This window comes from Paraburkholderia kururiensis, assembly GCF_034424375.1.
GTDB lineage: Bacteria > Pseudomonadota > Gammaproteobacteria > Burkholderiales > Burkholderiaceae > Paraburkholderia > Paraburkholderia kururiensis_A.
In genome coordinates this window covers 3582518-3599866 of sequence record NZ_CP139965.1, presented here as the reverse complement: position 1 = coordinate 3599866, position 17349 = coordinate 3582518, and the positions used below count along the sequence as shown (strand labels likewise).

At 66.6% G+C, this 17349-nt stretch carries 17 protein-coding genes; 5 read left to right on the top strand and 12 right to left on the bottom strand.

Features of this window, described 5'->3' with window-relative positions:
• The first annotated feature begins 154 nt into the window (after positions 1–154).
• Positions 155–1288, top strand: a complete 1134-nt coding sequence (gene dnaJ, locus U0042_RS16030; protein WP_114814561.1) for a molecular chaperone DnaJ — start codon at positions 155–157, stop codon at positions 1286–1288.
• 24 nt (positions 1289–1312) lie between these two features.
• Positions 1313–3196, top strand: a complete 1884-nt coding sequence (gene pabB / locus U0042_RS16025; protein ID WP_114814560.1) for an aminodeoxychorismate synthase component I — start codon at positions 1313–1315, stop codon at positions 3194–3196.
• A gap of 140 nt (positions 3197–3336) precedes the next feature.
• Here the strand turns inward: pabB and panB are convergent, their stop codons facing one another.
• Genes panB through U0042_RS15990 form a run of 7 tightly spaced genes read right to left on the bottom strand, consistent with a single transcriptional unit; the run spans position 3337 to position 9707 of the window.
• Positions 3337–4152, bottom strand: a complete 816-nt coding sequence (panB, locus tag U0042_RS16020; RefSeq protein WP_114814559.1) for a 3-methyl-2-oxobutanoate hydroxymethyltransferase — start codon at positions 4150–4152, stop codon at positions 3337–3339.
• A 42-nt stretch (positions 4153–4194) separates the two neighbouring features.
• Positions 4195–4875 (bottom strand): deoxynucleoside kinase, encoded by a 681-nt coding sequence (locus U0042_RS16015; protein ID WP_114814558.1) that lies wholly within the window; start codon positions 4873–4875, stop codon positions 4195–4197.
• Entirely contained in the window at positions 4872–5465 is a 594-nt protein-coding gene (gene folK, locus U0042_RS16010; protein WP_114814557.1) for a 2-amino-4-hydroxy-6-hydroxymethyldihydropteridine diphosphokinase, read from the bottom strand. The genes U0042_RS16015 and folK overlap by 4 nt, the downstream gene beginning before the upstream one ends.
• 48 nt (positions 5466–5513) lie before the next feature.
• A complete protein-coding gene (pcnB, locus tag U0042_RS16005; RefSeq protein ID WP_114814556.1) occupies positions 5514–7151 on the bottom strand; it encodes a polynucleotide adenylyltransferase PcnB in 1638 nt (545 codons plus the stop codon).
• Positions 7148–7834 carry an HAD family hydrolase gene (locus tag U0042_RS16000; RefSeq protein ID WP_114814555.1) on the bottom strand — a complete coding sequence of 229 codons (687 nt, stop codon included), beginning with the start codon at positions 7832–7834 and terminating at the stop codon, positions 7148–7150. Before U0042_RS16000 ends, pcnB begins: the two co-directional genes overlap by 4 nt.
• Before the next feature lie 11 nt (positions 7835–7845).
• Positions 7846–8598 carry a DnaA regulatory inactivator Hda gene (hda, locus tag U0042_RS15995; RefSeq protein WP_114814554.1) on the bottom strand — a complete coding sequence of 251 codons (753 nt, stop codon included), beginning with the start codon at positions 8596–8598 and terminating at the stop codon, positions 7846–7848.
• Positions 8599–8630: 32 nt separating this feature from the next.
• A complete protein-coding gene (locus U0042_RS15990) occupies positions 8631–9707 on the bottom strand; it encodes an AI-2E family transporter (protein WP_114814553.1) in 1077 nt (358 codons plus the stop codon).
• A gap of 92 nt (positions 9708–9799) precedes the next feature.
• On the opposite strand from U0042_RS15990, the gene purM reads away from it, so the two are divergent.
• Positions 9800–10855 carry a phosphoribosylformylglycinamidine cyclo-ligase gene (gene purM / locus U0042_RS15985; protein ID WP_114814552.1) on the top strand — a complete coding sequence of 352 codons (1056 nt, stop codon included), beginning with the start codon at positions 9800–9802 and terminating at the stop codon, positions 10853–10855.
• 157 nt (positions 10856–11012) lie between these two features.
• Here purM and kynA read toward each other — a convergent pair whose 3' ends face one another.
• The 3 genes from kynA to kynB all read right to left on the bottom strand — a co-directional run bounded on the left by kynA (position 11013) and on the right by kynB (position 13973).
• Positions 11013–11993 carry a tryptophan 2,3-dioxygenase gene (gene kynA, locus U0042_RS15980; RefSeq protein ID WP_114814551.1) on the bottom strand — a complete coding sequence of 327 codons (981 nt, stop codon included), beginning with the start codon at positions 11991–11993 and terminating at the stop codon, positions 11013–11015.
• Positions 11994–12003: 10 nt separating this feature from the next.
• Complete coding sequence (kynU, locus tag U0042_RS15975) at positions 12004–13254, bottom strand: kynureninase (RefSeq protein ID WP_114814550.1); 1251 nt, start codon at positions 13252–13254, stop codon at positions 12004–12006.
• A 77-nt stretch (positions 13255–13331) separates the two neighbouring features.
• Entirely contained in the window at positions 13332–13973 is a 642-nt protein-coding gene (kynB, locus tag U0042_RS15970; protein ID WP_114814549.1) for an arylformamidase, read from the bottom strand.
• 160 nt (positions 13974–14133) lie between these two features.
• On the opposite strand from kynB, the gene U0042_RS15965 reads away from it, so the two are divergent.
• Positions 14134–14640 (top strand): Lrp/AsnC family transcriptional regulator, encoded by a 507-nt coding sequence (locus U0042_RS15965; RefSeq protein WP_114814548.1) that lies wholly within the window; start codon positions 14134–14136, stop codon positions 14638–14640.
• Between the two features lie 76 nt (positions 14641–14716).
• On the opposite strand, the gene U0042_RS15960 is transcribed toward U0042_RS15965, so the two are convergent.
• On the bottom strand, positions 14717–15229 hold the full coding sequence (locus U0042_RS15960) for a flavin reductase family protein (RefSeq protein ID WP_114814547.1): 513 nt from the start codon (positions 15227–15229) through the stop codon (positions 14717–14719).
• A gap of 175 nt (positions 15230–15404) precedes the next feature.
• Here U0042_RS15960 and msrA point away from each other — a divergent pair, with 175 nt between their 5' ends.
• Positions 15405–15953, top strand: coding sequence for a peptide-methionine (S)-S-oxide reductase MsrA (gene msrA, locus U0042_RS15955; protein ID WP_114814546.1), 549 nt, complete (start codon positions 15405–15407; stop codon positions 15951–15953).
• A gap of 85 nt (positions 15954–16038) precedes the next feature.
• On the opposite strand, the gene U0042_RS15950 is transcribed toward msrA, so the two are convergent.
• Positions 16039–17277, bottom strand: a complete 1239-nt coding sequence (locus U0042_RS15950) for a DUF72 domain-containing protein (RefSeq protein ID WP_114814545.1) — start codon at positions 17275–17277, stop codon at positions 16039–16041.
• Between the last annotated feature and the right edge of the window lie 72 nt (positions 17278–17349).

The following is a 17349-nucleotide window of genomic DNA, read 5'->3' as shown; positions in this document are numbered from 1 at the left end:
CATTTGTTTTCTGGACGCCGTTCTCGGGACGGCGCGGCGGGCACCGCAATGCCGGCCGCGCTGTGCCACGAAGAGGCGGCAGGACGGGTCGCGAGACTCCAGCAATCACAAGGAGCGGCCGTGCGGCGATGCGCACGGCTGGTGTTGAACCGATATGGCGAAACGGGATTACTACGAGGTTCTGGGCGTCGCAAAGAATGCGAGCGACGACGAAATCAAGAAGGCTTATCGCAAGCTCGCGATGAAGCATCACCCCGACCGCAATCCGGGCAACAAGGAAGCGGAAGAGCAATTCAAGGAAGTGAAGGAAGCCTATGAAATGCTCTCGGACTCGCAAAAGCGCGCGGCGTACGACCAGTACGGGCACGCCGGCGTGGATCCGAACATGGCGGGTGCGGGCGCACAAGGCTTCGGCGGTTTCGCGGACGCGTTCGGCGACATCTTCGGCGACATCTTCGGCCAGGCCGCCGCGGGCGGCGGGCGCGGCCGCGCGGGTCCGCAGGTTTATCGCGGCGCCGACCTGCGCTACAGCATGGAAATCACGCTCGAGCAGGCGGCGCACGGCTACGACACGCAGATCCGCGTGCCGGGCTGGATCTCGTGCGAGGTGTGTCACGGCTCCGGCGCAAAGCCGGGTACCAAGCCCGAAACCTGCCCTACCTGTAACGGTTCGGGCGCGGTGCGCATGTCGCAGGGCTTCTTCAGCATCCAGCAGACTTGCCCGAAGTGCCACGGCACGGGCACCTACATCCCCGATCCGTGCACGCACTGCCACGGCGCCGGCAAGGTGAAGGAAACGCGCACGCTCGAAGTGAAGATTCCGGCCGGCATCGACGACGGCATGCGCATCCGCTCGGCCGGCAACGGCGAGCCCGGCATCAACGGTGGGCCGTCGGGCGACCTGTACGTCGAGATTCACATCAAGGCGCATCCGGTGTTCGAGCGCGACGGCGACGACCTGCATTGCCAGATGCCGATTCCGTTCACCACCGCGGCGCTGGGCGGCGAAATCGAAGTACCTACGCTCGCGGGCCGCGCGAGTTTCACGGTGCCGGAAGGCACGCAGTCGGGCAAGACGTTCCGGTTGCGCGGCAAGGGCATCAAGGGGCTGCGCTCCAGCATTGCTGGCGATCTGTACGTGCACGTGCAGGTGGAAACGCCGGTCAAGCTCACGGATCAGCAACGCGAACTGCTGCAGCAGTTCGAGAAGTCGCTGGTGGAGGGGGGCGCGCGACACAGCCCCCAGAGCAAAAGCTGGTTCGACCGGGTGAAGAGCTTCTTTGACTGACGGGTGGCCCCGGCTGGCGGCGCTATGACGGATGAAGACCGCGGCGCGCTGTTCGCGCTGCTCGATGACTGCGACTCGACGGCCGCGCACCGCACGAGCCGCCTGTACACGGGCTTCGTGCGCGAGCGCGCAATCGCGGACCCCGCCGCGCTCGACGAACTGTGCGACGCCGTGGTCGCCGACACGCGCGCCGGTCTTCACGCCGTCGTGCTCGCGGACTACGAGTTTGGCCGCAACCTCCAGCTGAAATCGAAATTGACGCAGCGTGGCGATGCCGCGCTGCGTTTTTTATTGTTCGAGCGTTGCGAGCGGCTTTCGCGTGACGAAGCCGACGCGTGGCTCGCAGAGCGCGATGTCGGTACCGCTGCTGGCGCCGATGAGCCGTCGGTGGCCGGCACGGCCAACGTGCGCGAAAGCGTGGACGATGCACAGTTCCATCACGCCATCGCGGCCGTCCACGAGGCGCTGCGGGCTGGCGACTCCTACCAGGTCAACTACACCTATCGGCTGACATTCGACGTGTTTGGCTCGCCGCTCGGGCTGTACCGGCGGCTGCGCGCGCGGCAGCCCGTGCGCTACGGCGCATTGATCGCGTTGCCGCAGGATGGCTGGGTGTTGTCGTGCTCGCCCGAACTCTTCGTCGAGAAGGCTGGGGACACGCTGCGCGCGCGTCCCATGAAGGGCACCGCGCCCCGTTCGGCCGATCCGCGCGAAGACGAAAGCGGCGCGCGCTTTCTCGCGAGCGACCCCAAGAACCGCGCGGAAAACGTGATGATCGTGGATCTGCTGCGCAACGACCTCTCGCGCATCGCGCAGACGGGCTCGGTCAGCGTGCCGGCGTTGTTCTCCGTGGAGCCGTACCGGTCCGTGTGGCAGATGACCTCGACCGTGACCGCGCGTCTGCGCGAGGGCACGTCGTTTGCCGGTGTGCTGCGTGCGCTGTTTCCGTGCGGCTCCATTACGGGCGCGCCCAAGCATCGCACGATGGAGTTGATCGACACGCTCGAAAGCACGCCGCGCGGGCTGTACACGGGCGCCATCGGCTGGCTCGATGCGCCGGCGAACGGGAGCGAAGCCGGCCGGACATGCGGTGACTTCTGCATGTCCGTCGCGATCCGCACGCTCACGCTGGAGAGTGCCAACTCAGCCGGTCTGCGTCGCGGCACGCTGGGCATTGGCGCCGGCATCGTGCTCGACAGCGTGGCCGCCGACGAACGTGCGGAGTGCCGCCTGAAAGCGCGCTTTCTGACCGAGGCCGCGCCGGGTTTCCAGCTTTTCGAAACGATGTTCGCCACGCGAGAGGGCGGTGTGCGGCATCTGGACCGCCATCTCGCGCGGCTTTCCCACAGCGCCACGCAACTTGGGTTTGGCTACGACGAGGTCGAGGTGCGCGCGCGCCTGCAGGCGCAGTGCGAGCAACTGCCGGCCGCGGCGGCGCATCGCATGCGGCTCGCGCTCGACAAGGCGGGCACCGTGCACGTCACGGCCGCGCCGCTCGCTCCGCTCGCGACCGAAACGGTCGGCGTCATGCTCGCCCCGGACCACGGCTTCGCGGCCACCCAGGCAGCCGATCTGCTGCTGCTCCACAAGACCACGCGCCGTGCCGAATACGATCGCGCATGGCACGAAGCCGAACCGAAGGGTGCCTTCGACATGCTGTTCTTCAACGAGCGCGGCGAGCTGACGGAAGGCGGTCGGTCGAATGTGTTCGTGAAGCTCGACGGGCGGTGGTGGACGCCGCCGCTCGCGTCGGGCGTGCTGCCCGGCGTGATGCGCGGCGTGCTGCTGGAGGACGCGTCGATGAACGCCACGGAGCGCGTGCTGACGCGCGAAGACGTATTGCGGGCCGAAGCGCTGATGCTCTGCAACGCCTTGCGTGGTGCGCTGCCCGCGCACATCGTGAGCTAAGCCAACGCCGCGCACGACGTGAATCTCGCTTCACCGTTGCAGACGGCGCCGCAAGGCTCCCGCCAGCGACCAGGCGGCAATGCAACACAGCAGGCGTCGCCGTATCGACACGCGCCTGCCTCAAACGTCGCTCATCCCAATCAGAACGAATGCTCGGGCCCGGGGAACGATCCGTCCTTCACGGCGCGCACGTAAGCGTCCACGGCCGCGGCGATGCCCGGCTGTCCCTGCATGAAATCCTTCACGAAGCGCGGCCGCTTGCCGGGGAATACGCCCAGCATGTCGTGCAGCACCAGCACCTGCCCCGAGCACTGCACGCCCGCGCCGATGCCGATGGTCGGAATGCGCAACTGCTTCGTCACGTCGGCGGCGAGCAGCGTGGGGATCGCTTCCATCACGATGAGTTGCGCGCCTGCGTCCTGCATGGCGAGCGAGTCGCGCAGCAACTGGTTCGCGCCCGCTTCGGTCTTGCCCTGCACCTTGAAGCCGCCGAACGCATGGACCGACTGCGGCGTGAGTCCGACGTGCGCACACACCGGCACAGACCGTTCGATCAGGAAACGCACCGTTTCGGCGAGCCATTCGCCGCCTTCCAGCTTCACCATCTGCGCGCCTGCGCGCATCAGCTTCACGGCGCTCTCGAACGCGGCGGTGGGCGTACCGTAGCTGCCGAACGGCATGTCGGCGACGATCAGCGCCGACGGCTGCGCGCGCGCCACGCACGCGGTGTGATAGGCGATATCTTCGAGCGTCACGGGCAGCGTGGTGGTGTGCCCTTGCAGCACGTTGCCGAGCGAATCGCCGATGAGCAGCACGTCCACGCCCGCGCGGTCGAGCAGCGCCGCGAAGCTCGCGTCGTAGCAGGTCAGCATGGCGATCTTCTCGCCGGCTTCGCGCATGGCCTGCAGTTTCGGAACGGTCACGGCCGGCCGGCTCGTTTCCTGCAAATAGGTCATCAGACAGTCCGTTTGAAATAGGAGGGGAGGGCCGCGCGCAGCTTAGCGTGCCGTGCCCTTGACGAAGAATTCCTTGCGGCCGCGCATCGTTTCGATGCGCTCGACGAGAAGCGCGAGGTCCGCTTCGGAGTCGAGCGGATTCAGATGTTCGACGTTCACCGTGAGCACGGGCGCGCGGTCGTAGTGATAGAAGAACTGGTTGTAGGCGTCCGAAAGGCCGCGCAGATACGTGTCGGAAATCTGCTGCTCCATCGGAATGGCGCGCTTCTGGATGCGCGAGAACAGCACCTCGGGGCTCGCCTGCAGGTAGACGACGAGGTCAGGGTCCGGCGCGCTCGCCGTGAGCCGCGCCGCGATGGCGCGATAAAGCTGCCACTCGTCGTCGGGCAGCGTGAGGCGACCGAAGACGTCGTTCTTCTGGGTGATGAAGTCGGTGACGAGTGTGCCGCCATCGGCCAGCATCGACGCAATGGCTTGCGCTTCCTCCATGCGCTGTAGCGCAAACTGGAGTTGCGTGGGGAAGGCGTAGCGCGTGTTGTCGCGATAGAAGCGTTCGAGAAAGGGATTGTCCTGCGGGCGCTCGAAACACGTCTGCATCGACCAGCGCTGCGCGAGCCGCATGGCGAGCGACGTCTTGCCGGCGCCGATCGGGCCTTCGATTGCCAGGTACCGCACCGGCGGGCGCAGTTCGGGAGCCGTGACCGTGAGCGGCGGTGCGGTCATCGGCAGCCGCCTCGCTTCATCTTGCCGTTGCTGTCGCCGGCGGCGACATCGGGGGCCGCGCCCCGGGCGGTGTCCGCCTCGGCTGCCGCCAGACCGGCGAGGCATTGGCACAGCGGCTTCACCTTTTCGATGCGCTGGTCCGCGACGGCCGTGAGGAATGCGTCGGCGCGTCCATGCTGCGGGATGATCAAGTCGGGATCGAGTTCGATGAGCGGCACCAGCGCGAAGGCGCGTTCGATGAGCCGCGGATGCGGGACGATCAGATCGGGCTCTTCGATGACGTGGTCGCCGTAAAGCAGAATGTCGAGATCGAGCGTGCGCGGTGCGTTGCGAAAGGGACGCTCCCGGCCGAAATGGCTTTCGACGCGGTGACACAGCGCCAGCAGATGCCGCACCGGCAGCGTCGTGTCGAGCTTCACGACGCAGTTGTAATAGTCGTCGCCGCCCGCGTCGATCGGGGCGGTGCGATACAGGCTCGACTTCGCGAGCACGGTGATGGTGTGCTGCTGTGCGAGGCACACCACCGCGTCTTTCAAGGTCTGGCGCGCGTCCCCGAGATTCGCGCCGAGCCCTAGCCAGGCTACCGTCATGGCATCACTTCCTGCGACTTTCGTTTGACGGCGAAAGCGCCAGCCCGATCAATCCTCGTGTGCGCCGTTGTGGCTCACCTCGCCGGATGCGTGCCGACCCGCTGCTGTGCCGTCCTCCACTCCGTCGCCCGTCTTGCGGTTTCTGGCGCCACCGCGCCGCCGTCGTTTTCTGGGCGTCCGGTCCTTCCCGCCTTGCGCGAGCAATGCTTCGCGCGCAGCCGCATCTCCTTCGATGAACTCCGTCCACCACGCGCCCACGGCCTTATCCAGCTCGCCTGACTCGCAGCGTAACAGGAGGAAATCATACCCCGCTCTAAATCTTTGGTGTTCCAGCAGCTTCAGCGCGCTGCGGCCCGAGTGCTTTTCGAGGCGCAACTGCAAGCCCCAGATCTCGCGCATGTCCGACGAGAAGCGGCGATGGATGGCGAGCTTCTCGGTCTGCGCGTCGATCACGTCGTCCATCGCGCGGTGCAGTGCGGGCACCGGATAGTCGCCCTCGGCGACGTACTGCTGGTAGCGCTGCTGCACGTCGTGCCACAACAGCGTGGCGAACAGGAAACCCGGCGAGACGGGCTTGCCGGCGCGCACGCGGGCGTCGGTGCTGGACAGCGCGAGCGTGATGAACTTCTCGCCTTGCGGCTGTTCGAGCACCACGTCGAGCAGTGGCAGCAGGCCGTGATGCAAGCCTTCCCTGCGCAGCCGCTGCAGACACGCGAGCGCGTGGCCCGAAAGCAGCAGCTTCAGCATTTCGTCGAACAGACGCGCGGCGGGCACGTTGTTGATGAGGTCGGCGAGTTCCTGAATAGGCGCGCGTGTGCGGTCTTCTATCTCGAAGCCGAGCTTCGCCGCAAAGCGCACCACCCGCAGCATCCGCACCGGATCTTCGCGATAGCGCGTGGCCGGGTCGCCGATCATTCGCAGCAACCGCGCGCGCATGTCGGCCATCCCGTTGTGATAGTCGAGCACGGTCTGCGTGGCCGGGTCGTAGTACATCGCGTTGATCGTGAAGTCGCGGCGCGTGGCGTCTTCGTGCTGTTCGCCCCAGACGTTGTCGCGCAGCACGCGGCCGCTCGCATCCACCGCGTGCGTGCGGCGGTCGAGTTCGTCGCGGCGATAACGCTTCGGCGGCGCTTCGGCACTTACGCCTTCTTCGAGCGAGGGCGGCGGCGGATCGACGAGCGCACGGAACGTGGAGACTTCGATGATCTCCTGGCCGAACTGCACGTGAACGATCTGGAAGCGCCGGCCGATCAGGCGCGCGCGGCGAAAGAGGCGTTGAACCTGGTCCGGCGTGGCGTCGGTGGCGACGTCGAAATCCTTCGGGGCGATGCCGAGCAGCAGATCGCGCACGGCGCCGCCCACGATGAACGCACGGAATCCCGCCTGCTGCAGGCCTTCGGTCACGCGCACTGCGTTACGTGAAATGAGCGAGGGGTTGATGCCGTGAACGTCCGACGAGAGGATGACCGGCGCATCGGGATCGCCCGCCTGCGCCGCCGCTTTGCCGGCCTTGCTGCGTGCGGGGCGCCGACGCGCTTTCGAGCCGTCTTGCGCCGCTTCGTCGGCCGCGTGGGAGTCTGAATGCGAGCCGGACGTCGAGCCTGACTGCGGGTCGCCGGCATCGGACGAGCCGGCCGCGGTGGCCGTGTCCTGACCGAACAGCTTGCGGATGAGTTTCTTGATCACGAGGGTTGGAAGAGGTCGAGAATGCGCCAGCCCTTCGCCTGTGCGTGAGCGCGCAGCGTGTCGTCAGGGTTGGTCGCGATCGGGTCGGTGACTTTTTCGAGCAGCGGAATGTCGTTGTGCGAATCGCTGTAGAAGTAGCTGCGCTCGAAGTCCGACCACGTTTTGCCGAGCGAGGCGAGCCATGCCTCCGTGCGCACGATCTTGCCTTCGCGGTAGCTCGGCGTGCCGGTAGGACGGCCCGTGTAATCGGAATGCGGCTGGCCGTCCACGGTTTCCACTTCGCACGCAATCAGCTTGTGCACGCCGAACACTTCGGCGATAGGCGCCGTGATGAATTCGTTCGTGGCGGTCACCATGCAGCAGAGGTCGCCGGCGTCCTTGTGCTCGCGCACGAGTTCGAGCGCGGCTGGCACGATGGCCGGCTTGATGACTTCATGCATGTACTGGTCGTGCCAGATCTTGAGCTGCGCGCGCGGGTACTTCGCAAGCGGCGTGAGCATGGCGACGAGATACGCGTGAATGTCCAGCACGCCCGCCTTGTAGTCGGCGAAGAAGCGGTCGTTCTGACGCGCGAAACTTTCGCCGTCCACAATGCCGAGCTTCACCATGAAGCGGCCCCATTCGTGGTCGCTGTCGGTGGGGATGAGCGTGTGATCGAGGTCGAAGAGTGCGAGATTGGCCATGGGGGCTCATTTTACTTGAAGCGGGTGAAGGCGTTGCCGCCGTCCGGCGCACCGTCCGCCGTGCTGTGCGCTGTCTTCTCCGGCGAGGCCAGCATGGCGCGCAGCAGCGGCAGCGTGACGGCGCGTTTCTGTTCGAGCGAAAAGCGGTCGAGCGCGTCGAGCAGCGCCATCAGGCTCGGCATGTCGCGGCGATAGTGCGTGAGCAGGTAGGCGGGCACGTCGTCGGCGAGGGCGATGCCGCGCTCGCGCGCCGCCTGTTTCAGCACGGCGGCCTTGCCTTCGTCCGCGAGCGGCGCGAGGTGATAGACGAGACCCCAGCCGAGCCGCGTGCGCAGATCCTCGCGCACAGCGAGCGCGATGGGCGCCGCGTTGCCGGTCGCGACGAGCGCGCTCGTGGGATGCGCGCGCACCTCGTTGAACAGGTTGAACAACGCGATCTGCTGGGCGCCCGAAAGCGCGTCGCAATCGTCGATGGCGTAGATGGAGACGGCCGGATCGAACGAGAAGGCCGCCAGTCCGCTTTGCGGACCGGCGAAGCGCGCGTGGCCCGGCGGCGTTTCATGGACCAGCGCCTGGAGCAGATGGCTGCGGCCGCTGCCGGCTTCGCCCCAGACGTAGAACGTGCGGTCCGCGACGGGACCGGCCGCGAGCGCGGCGTCGAGTTCGCGCAGGCGCGCGACGAGCTCCGTGTTCGGGCCCGCGAAGAAATTGTCGAATGTCGATGGCGGCGGGGTGCCGAGATCGAGCGTCAGCTGTCGAAGCACAGTCGGATAAAAGCGAAATGCGGTATCGGATATCAGTTCTTGTAGAGCGCGCTGGCGAGGTACCCGCGGCGCAGTTCGCGCAGCGCCACGGCAAGCACGGCGCTCACGGGCAGCGCGATCAGCACGCCGAAGAAGCCGAACAGCTGTCCGAACGCGAGCAACGCGAAGATGACGGCGAGCGGATGCAAGCCGATGCGCTCGCCCACGAGCCGCGGCGTCAGAAAGAAGCCTTCGAGAATCTGCCCGACGCCGTAGATCAGGGCTACGGCGCCGAAGCCGTACCAGTCGCCGAACTGGAGCAGCGCGGCGATGAGCGCGAGGCCGAGGCCCGTCGCGTACCCCACGTACGGAATGAACACGGCGAGCCCCGTGAAGACGCCCACGGGCAGCGCGATCTCGAACCGCGCGATGCTGAGCGCAATGGCGTAGTACGCCGCGAGCACGACCATCACGAGCAACTGGCCGCGCAGGTACTGCGAAAGCATGCGGTCCATTTCACTCACGAGTTCGCTGGTGCGCCCGAGCCAGCGGCGCGGAATGAAGCCCTGCACGCGGCCGATCATCGCGTTCCAGTCGTAGAGCAGATAGAACAGCACGAGCGGCACCATGACCACGTTGCCGATCACGGAAATCATGACGTTGCCGCTGGTGCGAATGGAGGCCCATGCAGCGAGCGCCACGGACTGCGCGCTGCCTTCGAGCTGCCCCATCACCGTGTCGCGCAGGCTCGCGAAATCGAGCGGATTGGCGAGGCCCAGCAGCGCGAGCTTCGGCTGCAGCCAGTCGTGCAGATGTGCGAAAAGCGCCGGCACCTGCTGCTTCAGCTGCGGCACCTCGTTTTGCACGACGGCGAGCACCAGCACGACGAGCAGCGTGATGACGAGCGCGAACAGCAGCATCATGAGCAGGGCGGCAAGCCCGCGCGGCACGCGATGGCGCACGAGCCAGGCCACGCCCGGCTGCAGGATGTAAGCGAGAATCGCGCCGAGCAGGAACGGCGTGAGCACCGGCCGCAGGAGCCACAGCACGATGCCGAAGGCCATGGCGAGCGCGGCCCAGATGAAGGCCTGGCGCTGGTATGGCGTGAAAATCGGGGAGTTCTGCGACAAGGTTGTTTTCCCAAGGTGGTCGGACAGGCGAATTCAGCCAGGCGGCCGGCATCGGGTAAAATCGCATTTTACCGACCTTCTCGCTCTTCCCCATGAATCAACCGAAATCCGACCCGAACGCCCAGGGACTGTCGTATCGCGATGCCGGCGTGGACATCGACGCAGGCGACGCCCTCGTCGACGCGATCAAGCCCTTTGCCAGGAAGACGATGCGCGACGGCGTGCTCGCCGGCATCGGCGGATTCGGTGCGCTTTTCGAGGTGCCGAAGAAGTACCGCGAGCCGGTGCTCGTGTCCGGCACCGACGGCGTGGGCACCAAGCTCAAGCTCGCATTCCATCTGAACAAACACGACACCGTGGGCCAGGACCTCGTGGCCATGAGCGTCAACGACATTCTGGTGCAGGGCGCCGAACCGCTGTTCTTCCTCGACTATTTCGCCTGCGGCAAGCTCGAAGTGGGCACGGCCGCGACGGTCGTGAAGGGCATTGCCTACGGCTGCGAGCTGGCGGGTTGCGCGTTGATCGGCGGTGAGACGGCCGAAATGCCGGGCATGTACCCGGACGGCGAATACGACCTCGCGGGCTTTGCGGTCGGCGCAGTGGAAAAGAGCAAGATCATCGACGGCAGCACGATCACGCCGGGCGACGTCGTGCTGGGCCTCGCGTCGAGCGGCATCCATTCGAACGGTTTTTCGCTCGTGCGCAAGGTTATCGAGCGCGCGCAGCCGGACCTTTCCGCCGACTTCGACGGCCGGTCGCTCGCCGACGCGCTGATGGCACCCACGCGCATCTATGTGAAGCCGCTCCTCTCGCTGATGGAACAACTGCCGGTGAAGGGCATGGCGCACATCACGGGCGGCGGGCTCGTCGAGAACATTCCGCGCGTGCTGCGCGAAGGACTCACGGCCGAACTCGACCACCGCGCATGGCCGCTGCCGCCGCTCTTCTCGTGGCTGCAAAAGCACGGCGGCGTGGCCGATGCTGAAATGCACCGCGTGTTCAACTGCGGGATCGGCATGGCAGTCGTCGTTGCGGCAGCGGATGCCGACAAGGCCATCGGCCTGCTGTCGGCTGCGGGCGAGCAGGTCTGGAAGATCGGCTTCGTGCGCGAGAGCGCCGCGGGCGAAGCGCAGACGGTGGTGGTCTAAGCGGGCTGCCCCTGCCCTAAGCAGCCTGTAGCGTCAGGAACCATAAACAGGAAGGCGTGCCGGGACGAACCCGGCACGCCTTTTTTCATGTCGCGCCCAGCTTGATGCACAAACGTCGCGCCGCGCCGCGCCGCGCCGCGCGGCGCGACACGGCACGCTACAAAACCGTCCTGACGTGCCAAAGCTCGGGAAACAGCACCACGTCCAGCATTTTGCGCAGATACGGCGCGCCGTTCGTGCCGCCCGTGCCCTGCTTGAAGCCGATGATCCGCTCCACCGTCGTCATGTGACGGAAGCGCCACTGGCGAAACGCGTCCTCGAGATCCACCAACTCCTCGGCCATCTCGTACAGGTCCCAATGTCGCGACGGATCGCGATACACCTCGAGCCAGGCGGCTTCCACCGACGCATCGTGCGCCGTCGGCTGCGTCCAGTCGCGCTCGAGCCGCTCCTGCGCAATCGGAAAGCCGCGGCGGGCGAGCAGGCACACCACTTCGTCATAGAACGACGGCGCTTCGAGCGCGGCCTGCACCTGCGCGAAGACATCGGGCCGGTGCGCGTGCGGCTTGAGCATCTGGTCGTTCTTGTTGCCGAGCAGAAATTCGAGCAGCCGGTACTGATACGACTGGAATCCCGACGACGCGCCCAGGTACGGCCGCATCGCCGTGTACTCCGAGGGCGTCATGGTGGCGAGAACGTTCCACGCCTGGACCAACTGCTCGAAGACGCGCGACACGCGCGCGAGCATTTTGAACGCGGGCGGCAGGTCGTCGCGGTGCACGCAGGCAAGCGCCGCGCGCAGTTCGTAGAGCGCGAGCTTCATCCACAGTTCGCTCGTCTGATGCTGGATGATGAACAGCATCTCGTTGTGGTCCGGCGAGAGCGGATGCTGCGCAGAGAGAATCGGGTCGAGCGAAAGGTAATCGCCGTAGCTCATCGACTTCGAGAAATCGAGCTGGGCGCTGTGCCAGCCGGCATCGCCCGCTGACGGCGCTTCGGGCACGACGTGTCCGGCGTGCCCCGCGTGCTTGACTTCGGAGCCGTGCGGGCCCGCTGCGCCATGTCCGAACGGACAGCCGCCGCGCTGCTCGTCGACCCGCTCGACCGGTTCGCCCGGCACTTCCATGTGATCGGTCATCGCTGTCTCCTCAGGTCACGGCGCCGCGTGCGGCAAATTCGGGCGCGCGCCAGCTTTCGCTTTCCAGCACGTCGCGCAGCGTTTCCACGGCGTCCCACACATCCACGTAGCGCAGATAAAGCGGCGTGAAGCCGAAGCGCAGCACGTGCGGCTCGCGATAGTCGCCGATCACGTTGCGCGCGATCAGCGCCTGCATCACCTCGTAGCCGTGCGGATGCGCGAAGCTCACGTGCGAGCCGCGCTGAGTGTGCGCGCGCGGCGTCACGAGATGCAGCGCGTGGCCGGCGCAGCGCGATTCGACGAGGTCGATGAAGAGGTCCGTGAGCGCGAGCGACTTGCGGCGAATCTCGTGCATGCCGGTTTGCAGGAACACGTCGAGCCCGCACTCGACGAGCGCCATCGAGACCATCGGCTGCGTGCCGCACAGATAGCGACCGATGCCCGGACCGGGCTGGTACACCGGGTCCATCTGGAACGGCGCGCGGTGCCCCCACCAGCCCGAGAGCGGTTGCGAGAACGCGTCCTGATGGCGCTTCGGTACCCAGACGAAGGCCGGCGAGCCGGGGCCGCCGTTGAGGTACTTGTAGGTGCAGCCCACGGCGTAATCGGCGGCGACGCCGTTGAGATCGACCGGCACGGCGCCCGCCGAATGCGCGAGGTCCCACAGCGCGAGCGCGCCGCTCTGGTGAATCAGCTGCGTGAGCGCGGCCATGTCGTGCATGTAGCCCGTGCGGTAGTTCACGTGCGTGATCATCGCGACGGCCGTGTCGCTGCCGATGGCCTCGGGCAGCTCGGCGGGGTCGTCGACGAGGCGCAGTTCATAGCCGCGATCGAGCTGCTCGATGAGCCCCTGCGCGATGTACAGATCGCTCGGGAAATTCGAACGCTCCGACACGATCACGCGACGGCCCGGATCGCGCGCGTCTTGCAGCCGCAGCGCCGCCGAGAGCACCTTGAAGAGGTTGATGGAGATGGTGTCGGTGACCACCACTTCGTCTTCGGCCGCGCCGATCAACGGCGCCAGCTTGTTGCCGAGCCGGCGCGGCAGCGCGAACCAACCCGCGGCGTTCCAGCTGCGAATGAGTCCCTCGCCCCATTCGGCGCCGATCACCTGCTGCGCGCGGGCGGCGGCCGCCTTCGGCGGCACGCCCAGCGAGTTGCCGTCGAGGTAGATAGTGTCCGGTGCGAGCGCGAACTGGTCGCGCAGCGGTGCAAGCGGGTCGGCGCGGTCCAGCGCCAGGGCTTCTTCACGGTGTTTCATGGTGCTCCAGTCGAAAGAAAAGGGTCGGGCCGGCGCCGGCTCAGGCGACGCGAGACATCGCTGAAGCGCCTGCGGCCTCAGGCTTGGCGTGGCAGCGCGCGCAGCACGGCGCGCACGGGGCTTGCGTCCAACGTGGCGAGGCGCAGCGGCAGCGCGATCAGCTCGTAGTCGCCGGGTTCCACCGCGTCGAGCACGAGGCCTTCCAGAATCGCCATGCGATGTGCGCGAATGCGGCCGTGCGAATCCATGGTCCTGGAGTCCTGCGGGTCGAGCGAAGGGGTGTCGATGCCGATCAGCTTCACGCCGTGCGAGGCGAGCAGATCGACGGTCTGCGGCGCCACGGCGCAAAAACGGCTGTCCCATTCGGCAACCGGCGCGCGCTGCCAGGTGCGCAGCAGCACGCGCGGCGGCATGCCGTCAGCGAGTGCCGCTGCGACGTGTTCCGGCGTCACGAGCGGCGCCGCGCCGATGCAATGGATCACGCGGCACGGGCCGAGATAGGCGTCGAGCGGCACCTCGCCAATCGGGGCGCCGTGCGCGTCGTAGTGCAGGGGCGCGTCGGCGTGCGCGCCGGTGTGCGGCGAGAACGTGAGCCGGCCGACATTCACCGGCGAGCCCGACTCCATGCGCCACACGCGCTCGATGCCGACCGGCGTGTCGCCCGGCCATACCGGCGTTTGCGGTCCGACGGGCGGAGAAATGTCCCAAAGCGCGTCCATGTCTGCGGATGTCCTGCAAGTGGTCGTGAACTCGCCGCGCCGCGGCGGGCTGATCCTTTGAATGATAGGTGCCCTGTCACGAAATGTGCTTGCAAAAAAATCACCGCAACGGGGTGCCGTTGGAACATAATTTGATGGAAAGCGGAAAGGGAGACCGAAAATGAACGCAATCTCGCTCGACGCCACGGATTGCCGCATTCTGGCGGTACTTCAGAACGAGGGCAGAATCAGCAACCTGGACCTGGCGGACCGCATTTCACTGTCGCCGTCCGCGTGCCTGAGGCGATTGCGCCTGCTGGAGGAGCAGGGTGTGATCGAGCGCTACCGCGCGTGCCTGAATCGCGAGGTGCTCGGTTTCGAGCTGGAGGCGTTCGTCCAGGTGTCCATGCGCAACGACCAGCAGAACTGGCACGAACGGTTCGCGCAGGCGCTGCGCGACTGGCCCGAGGTAGTGGGCGCGTACGTGGTGACCGGCGAGACGCATTACCTGCTGCGCGTGCTGGCTCACAACCTCAAGCATTACTCGGACTTCGTACTGAACAAGCTCTACAACGCGCCAGGCGTCATGGACATCCGTTCGAACATCGTGCTGCAGACGCTGAAGGACGATACCGGCGTGCCGGTGGATCTGGTGGCGCGCGCCGCAGGGAAGGCGGGCGGTTCGTGACGGCGTGCCGATGGCCGGCGTTTCTGATTCCGATGCGAGCGCGCCCGCTTTTGTAGGCTGAGCCGCGGGGCGATCGTCAGAGCGGCTCGATCCGATGAAAGCCGCCGTTATGGAACACGAGCGGCGACACTTCTCCGGCGCCCTCGCGTACGCCGCAGCGCTCCACTTCACCCACGAAGATCACGTGGTCGCCTTCCTCGTAGCGGCTGCGGTTGTGGCATTCGAACCAGGCGAGCGCACCTTCGAGCACCGGCATGCCGGTGTCGCCGGCCGCATGCGCCACGCCCTCGAAGCGGTCGCCCTTTACGGTGGCGAAGCGCTTGCAGAGATCGAGTTGTGATGCTGCAAGCACATTCACCACATAATGGCTGTTCGTCTGGAACACCGGCATCGACGCCGAACGCGTCGCGAGGCTCCACAGCACGAGCGGCGGATTCAGCGACACCGAATTGAACGAACTCGCGGTAATGCCGATCAGCTGGCCCGACGGCGCGCGCGTGGTGATGACGGTTACGCCCGTGGCGAACTGGCCGAGCGCGTGGCGGAACGCCTTGTCGTCGAAATTGGGGGCTTTGGCGCGGTGCGTCATCGCGGTACGGTCTCCGTAGCAACGAGCACGGGCGATAGCGGGGCGGGCGCCGGCAGGACGAAAACTGGAGCGAAGGTCATGTAGAAAACGCGTGAATTGCCCCCATTCTAGCGTCATTCGCGTGCGTGCAGCCGCTTGCAGCGGGCGCGGCGCGGACTATCCAAGGAGGAATTCCATGAGTCAGGCAGTTGAAACCGCCACCCTCGGCGGCGGATGTTTCTGGTGCCTCGAAGCGGTGTTTCTGGACGTCGACGGCGTGGTGGCGGTGGAGTCCGGTTACGCGGGCGGGCACGTCGACCAGCCGTCGTACGAGCAGGTCTGTGACGGCAATACCGGACACGCGGAAGTCGTGAAAGTGCAGTTCGACCCGTCGAAAATCGGCTATCGCGACATCCTCGACATCTTCTTTGCGATCCACGACCCGACGCAGCTGAATCGCCAGGGTAACGACGTCGGCACGCAGTACCGGTCGGTGATCTTCACGCATTCAGAGGCGCAGCGCGAAACCGCATTGCAGGCCATTCGCGAACTGGCGGCCGAAGGCGTCTACGACGGGCAGATCGTCACGCAGGTGCTGCCGCTTGAGGGCAATTACTGGCCGGCTGAGGCTTATCACCAGAACTACTTCGCGCAGCATCCCGAGCAGGGTTACTGCGCGTTCGTGGTGGCGCCGAAGGTGGCCAAGTTCCGGCAGAAGTTCGCGCACCGCATGCGCGGGGCGTGAGGCGTGAGCCGCACAGCGGCGCGCCGGGCGCCGCGCCGCTGTGCGAGGGCACGCGCGGCGCCTGGCGCCTCTTCGCCAATCCCCCTCAGGTTGCCTCGACTCCTTTTTCTCCTTCCTCTTCGCGCATCCTCGTGCACGCCGCGCCGATCTCGCGAGCGAGTTCAATGCACGTAAGCGGCGCCGAGCCTTCCGCCTTGTTGTTCGTCGCGATCAGTACCGGCTGGCCCGCAATCGCATAGCGCGCGGCCAGCTCGGCGAGCGCCTGGCGCGTGTACGGATCTTCGTCGACGAGCTTGTCGAACGGCTCGTATTTCGCCTTCGCCTGCTCGTACTTGAAGCCGCTGTGCAGGCTCCAGCGCACGATCAGCGGACCGGCGGGCGTGTCGCCGTCCAGCAGCGCGAGCGCCGCCGCCTGCCGCAACGGGTCAGGCATGCGAGCGTGCAGCCCGACGCAATATCGCACGCCCGCGGCGCGCAGCGCGCGGATGAAGCGCGGTGTCAGCAGGCTGGCGTCGCGAATTTCGACCGCGTAGCACGGTCCGGGGCCCACGGCGGGCTCGGCGGCGGGTAGCGGCGGCAGCGCGGCGAGGAACGCCGAGAGCCGCTCGATGAAGCCGGCCGGATCGGCAAGCAGCGCGTCGGGCAGCGGCGGAAACTGGAACACGAGCGCCCCGGCTCGCACGCCAAGCCCCTCAAGACACGGCCGTACGAATTCGTCGATGGCGAGTTGTGCATTCAGAAAGCACGGATTCGCCTCGACCGGCTCGCCGCGCTCTCCGCGCACCACGGCGTCGGTAATCAGCGCCGGGCACTTCACGATGAAGCGAAACGTGTCGGGCACCTGCTGTGCGTACCGCAGATAGTCAGCAACGGTGAGCGGCGCATAGAACGAGCGATCGATACTCACGGTGCGCAGCAGCGGGTGTGCGCCGTAGGCGGCGAGACCGTCGCGCGAGAGCTTCGAGTTGCTGTACTCGTCGCCGTACACAATGCCCTTCCAGCCGGGAAACGACCACGACGACGTGCCGAGATGCACTTCGCCGGGCAACGTGCGGGCGATGTTGAGCACGTCGTCGTTGGGCGGCGCAGCCAGCACGGCGGCGCGCCCGCGCGACTTTTTCGGTGTGGTGGAAGCCGAAGCCCCGGTCTGCGTGGCGGATGAAGCCGCCGGCTGAGCCGCATTTTGCGGCGGCAGCGGCTCGCCGAAGAGGTCGAACTGCTGCGCGGGACCACCGTCCGCGGCACTTTCCGCGGTGCTTTCGCACGGCGCGGTAGCGTCGATTGCGTTGGGCTCGTGAGCGGCCGGTGCAGCGCCTTCGTTCATCTAATCCTGTCGGTGTTTCCTGGGCGCCGCCGTGCGTCTGCGGCACGGCGGCCATCCTTGCGAGCGCCTATG

What these genes read in the sequence shown, in the direction of transcription:
- dnaJ (WP_114814561.1), top strand. Translation starts at nt 155, where the DNA reads ATGGCGAAACGGGATTACTACGAGGTTCTGGGCGTCGCAAAGAATGCG.
- pabB (WP_114814560.1), top strand. Translation starts at nt 1,313, where the DNA reads ATGACGGATGAAGACCGCGGCGCGCTGTTCGCGCTGCTCGATGACTGC.
- panB (WP_114814559.1), bottom strand. Translation starts at nt 4,152, where the DNA reads ATGACCTATTTGCAGGAAACGAGCCGGCCGGCCGTGACCGTTCCGAAA.
- U0042_RS16015 (WP_114814558.1), bottom strand. Translation starts at nt 4,875, where the DNA reads ATGACCGCACCGCCGCTCACGGTCACGGCTCCCGAACTGCGCCCGCCG.
- folK (WP_114814557.1), bottom strand. Translation starts at nt 5,465, where the DNA reads ATGACGGTAGCCTGGCTAGGGCTCGGCGCGAATCTCGGGGACGCGCGC.
- U0042_RS16000 (WP_114814555.1), bottom strand. Translation starts at nt 7,834, where the DNA reads ATGGCCAATCTCGCACTCTTCGACCTCGATCACACGCTCATCCCCACC.
- purM (WP_114814552.1), top strand. Translation starts at nt 9,800, where the DNA reads ATGAATCAACCGAAATCCGACCCGAACGCCCAGGGACTGTCGTATCGC.
- kynA (WP_114814551.1), bottom strand. Translation starts at nt 11,993, where the DNA reads ATGACCGATCACATGGAAGTGCCGGGCGAACCGGTCGAGCGGGTCGAC.
- kynU (WP_114814550.1), bottom strand. Translation starts at nt 13,254, where the DNA reads ATGAAACACCGTGAAGAAGCCCTGGCGCTGGACCGCGCCGACCCGCTT.
- kynB (WP_114814549.1), bottom strand. Translation starts at nt 13,973, where the DNA reads ATGGACGCGCTTTGGGACATTTCTCCGCCCGTCGGACCGCAAACGCCG.
- U0042_RS15965 (WP_114814548.1), top strand. Translation starts at nt 14,134, where the DNA reads ATGAACGCAATCTCGCTCGACGCCACGGATTGCCGCATTCTGGCGGTA.
- U0042_RS15960 (WP_114814547.1), bottom strand. Translation starts at nt 15,229, where the DNA reads ATGACGCACCGCGCCAAAGCCCCCAATTTCGACGACAAGGCGTTCCGC.
- msrA (WP_114814546.1), top strand. Translation starts at nt 15,405, where the DNA reads ATGAGTCAGGCAGTTGAAACCGCCACCCTCGGCGGCGGATGTTTCTGG.
- U0042_RS15950 (WP_114814545.1), bottom strand. Translation starts at nt 17,277, where the DNA reads ATGAACGAAGGCGCTGCACCGGCCGCTCACGAGCCCAACGCAATCGAC.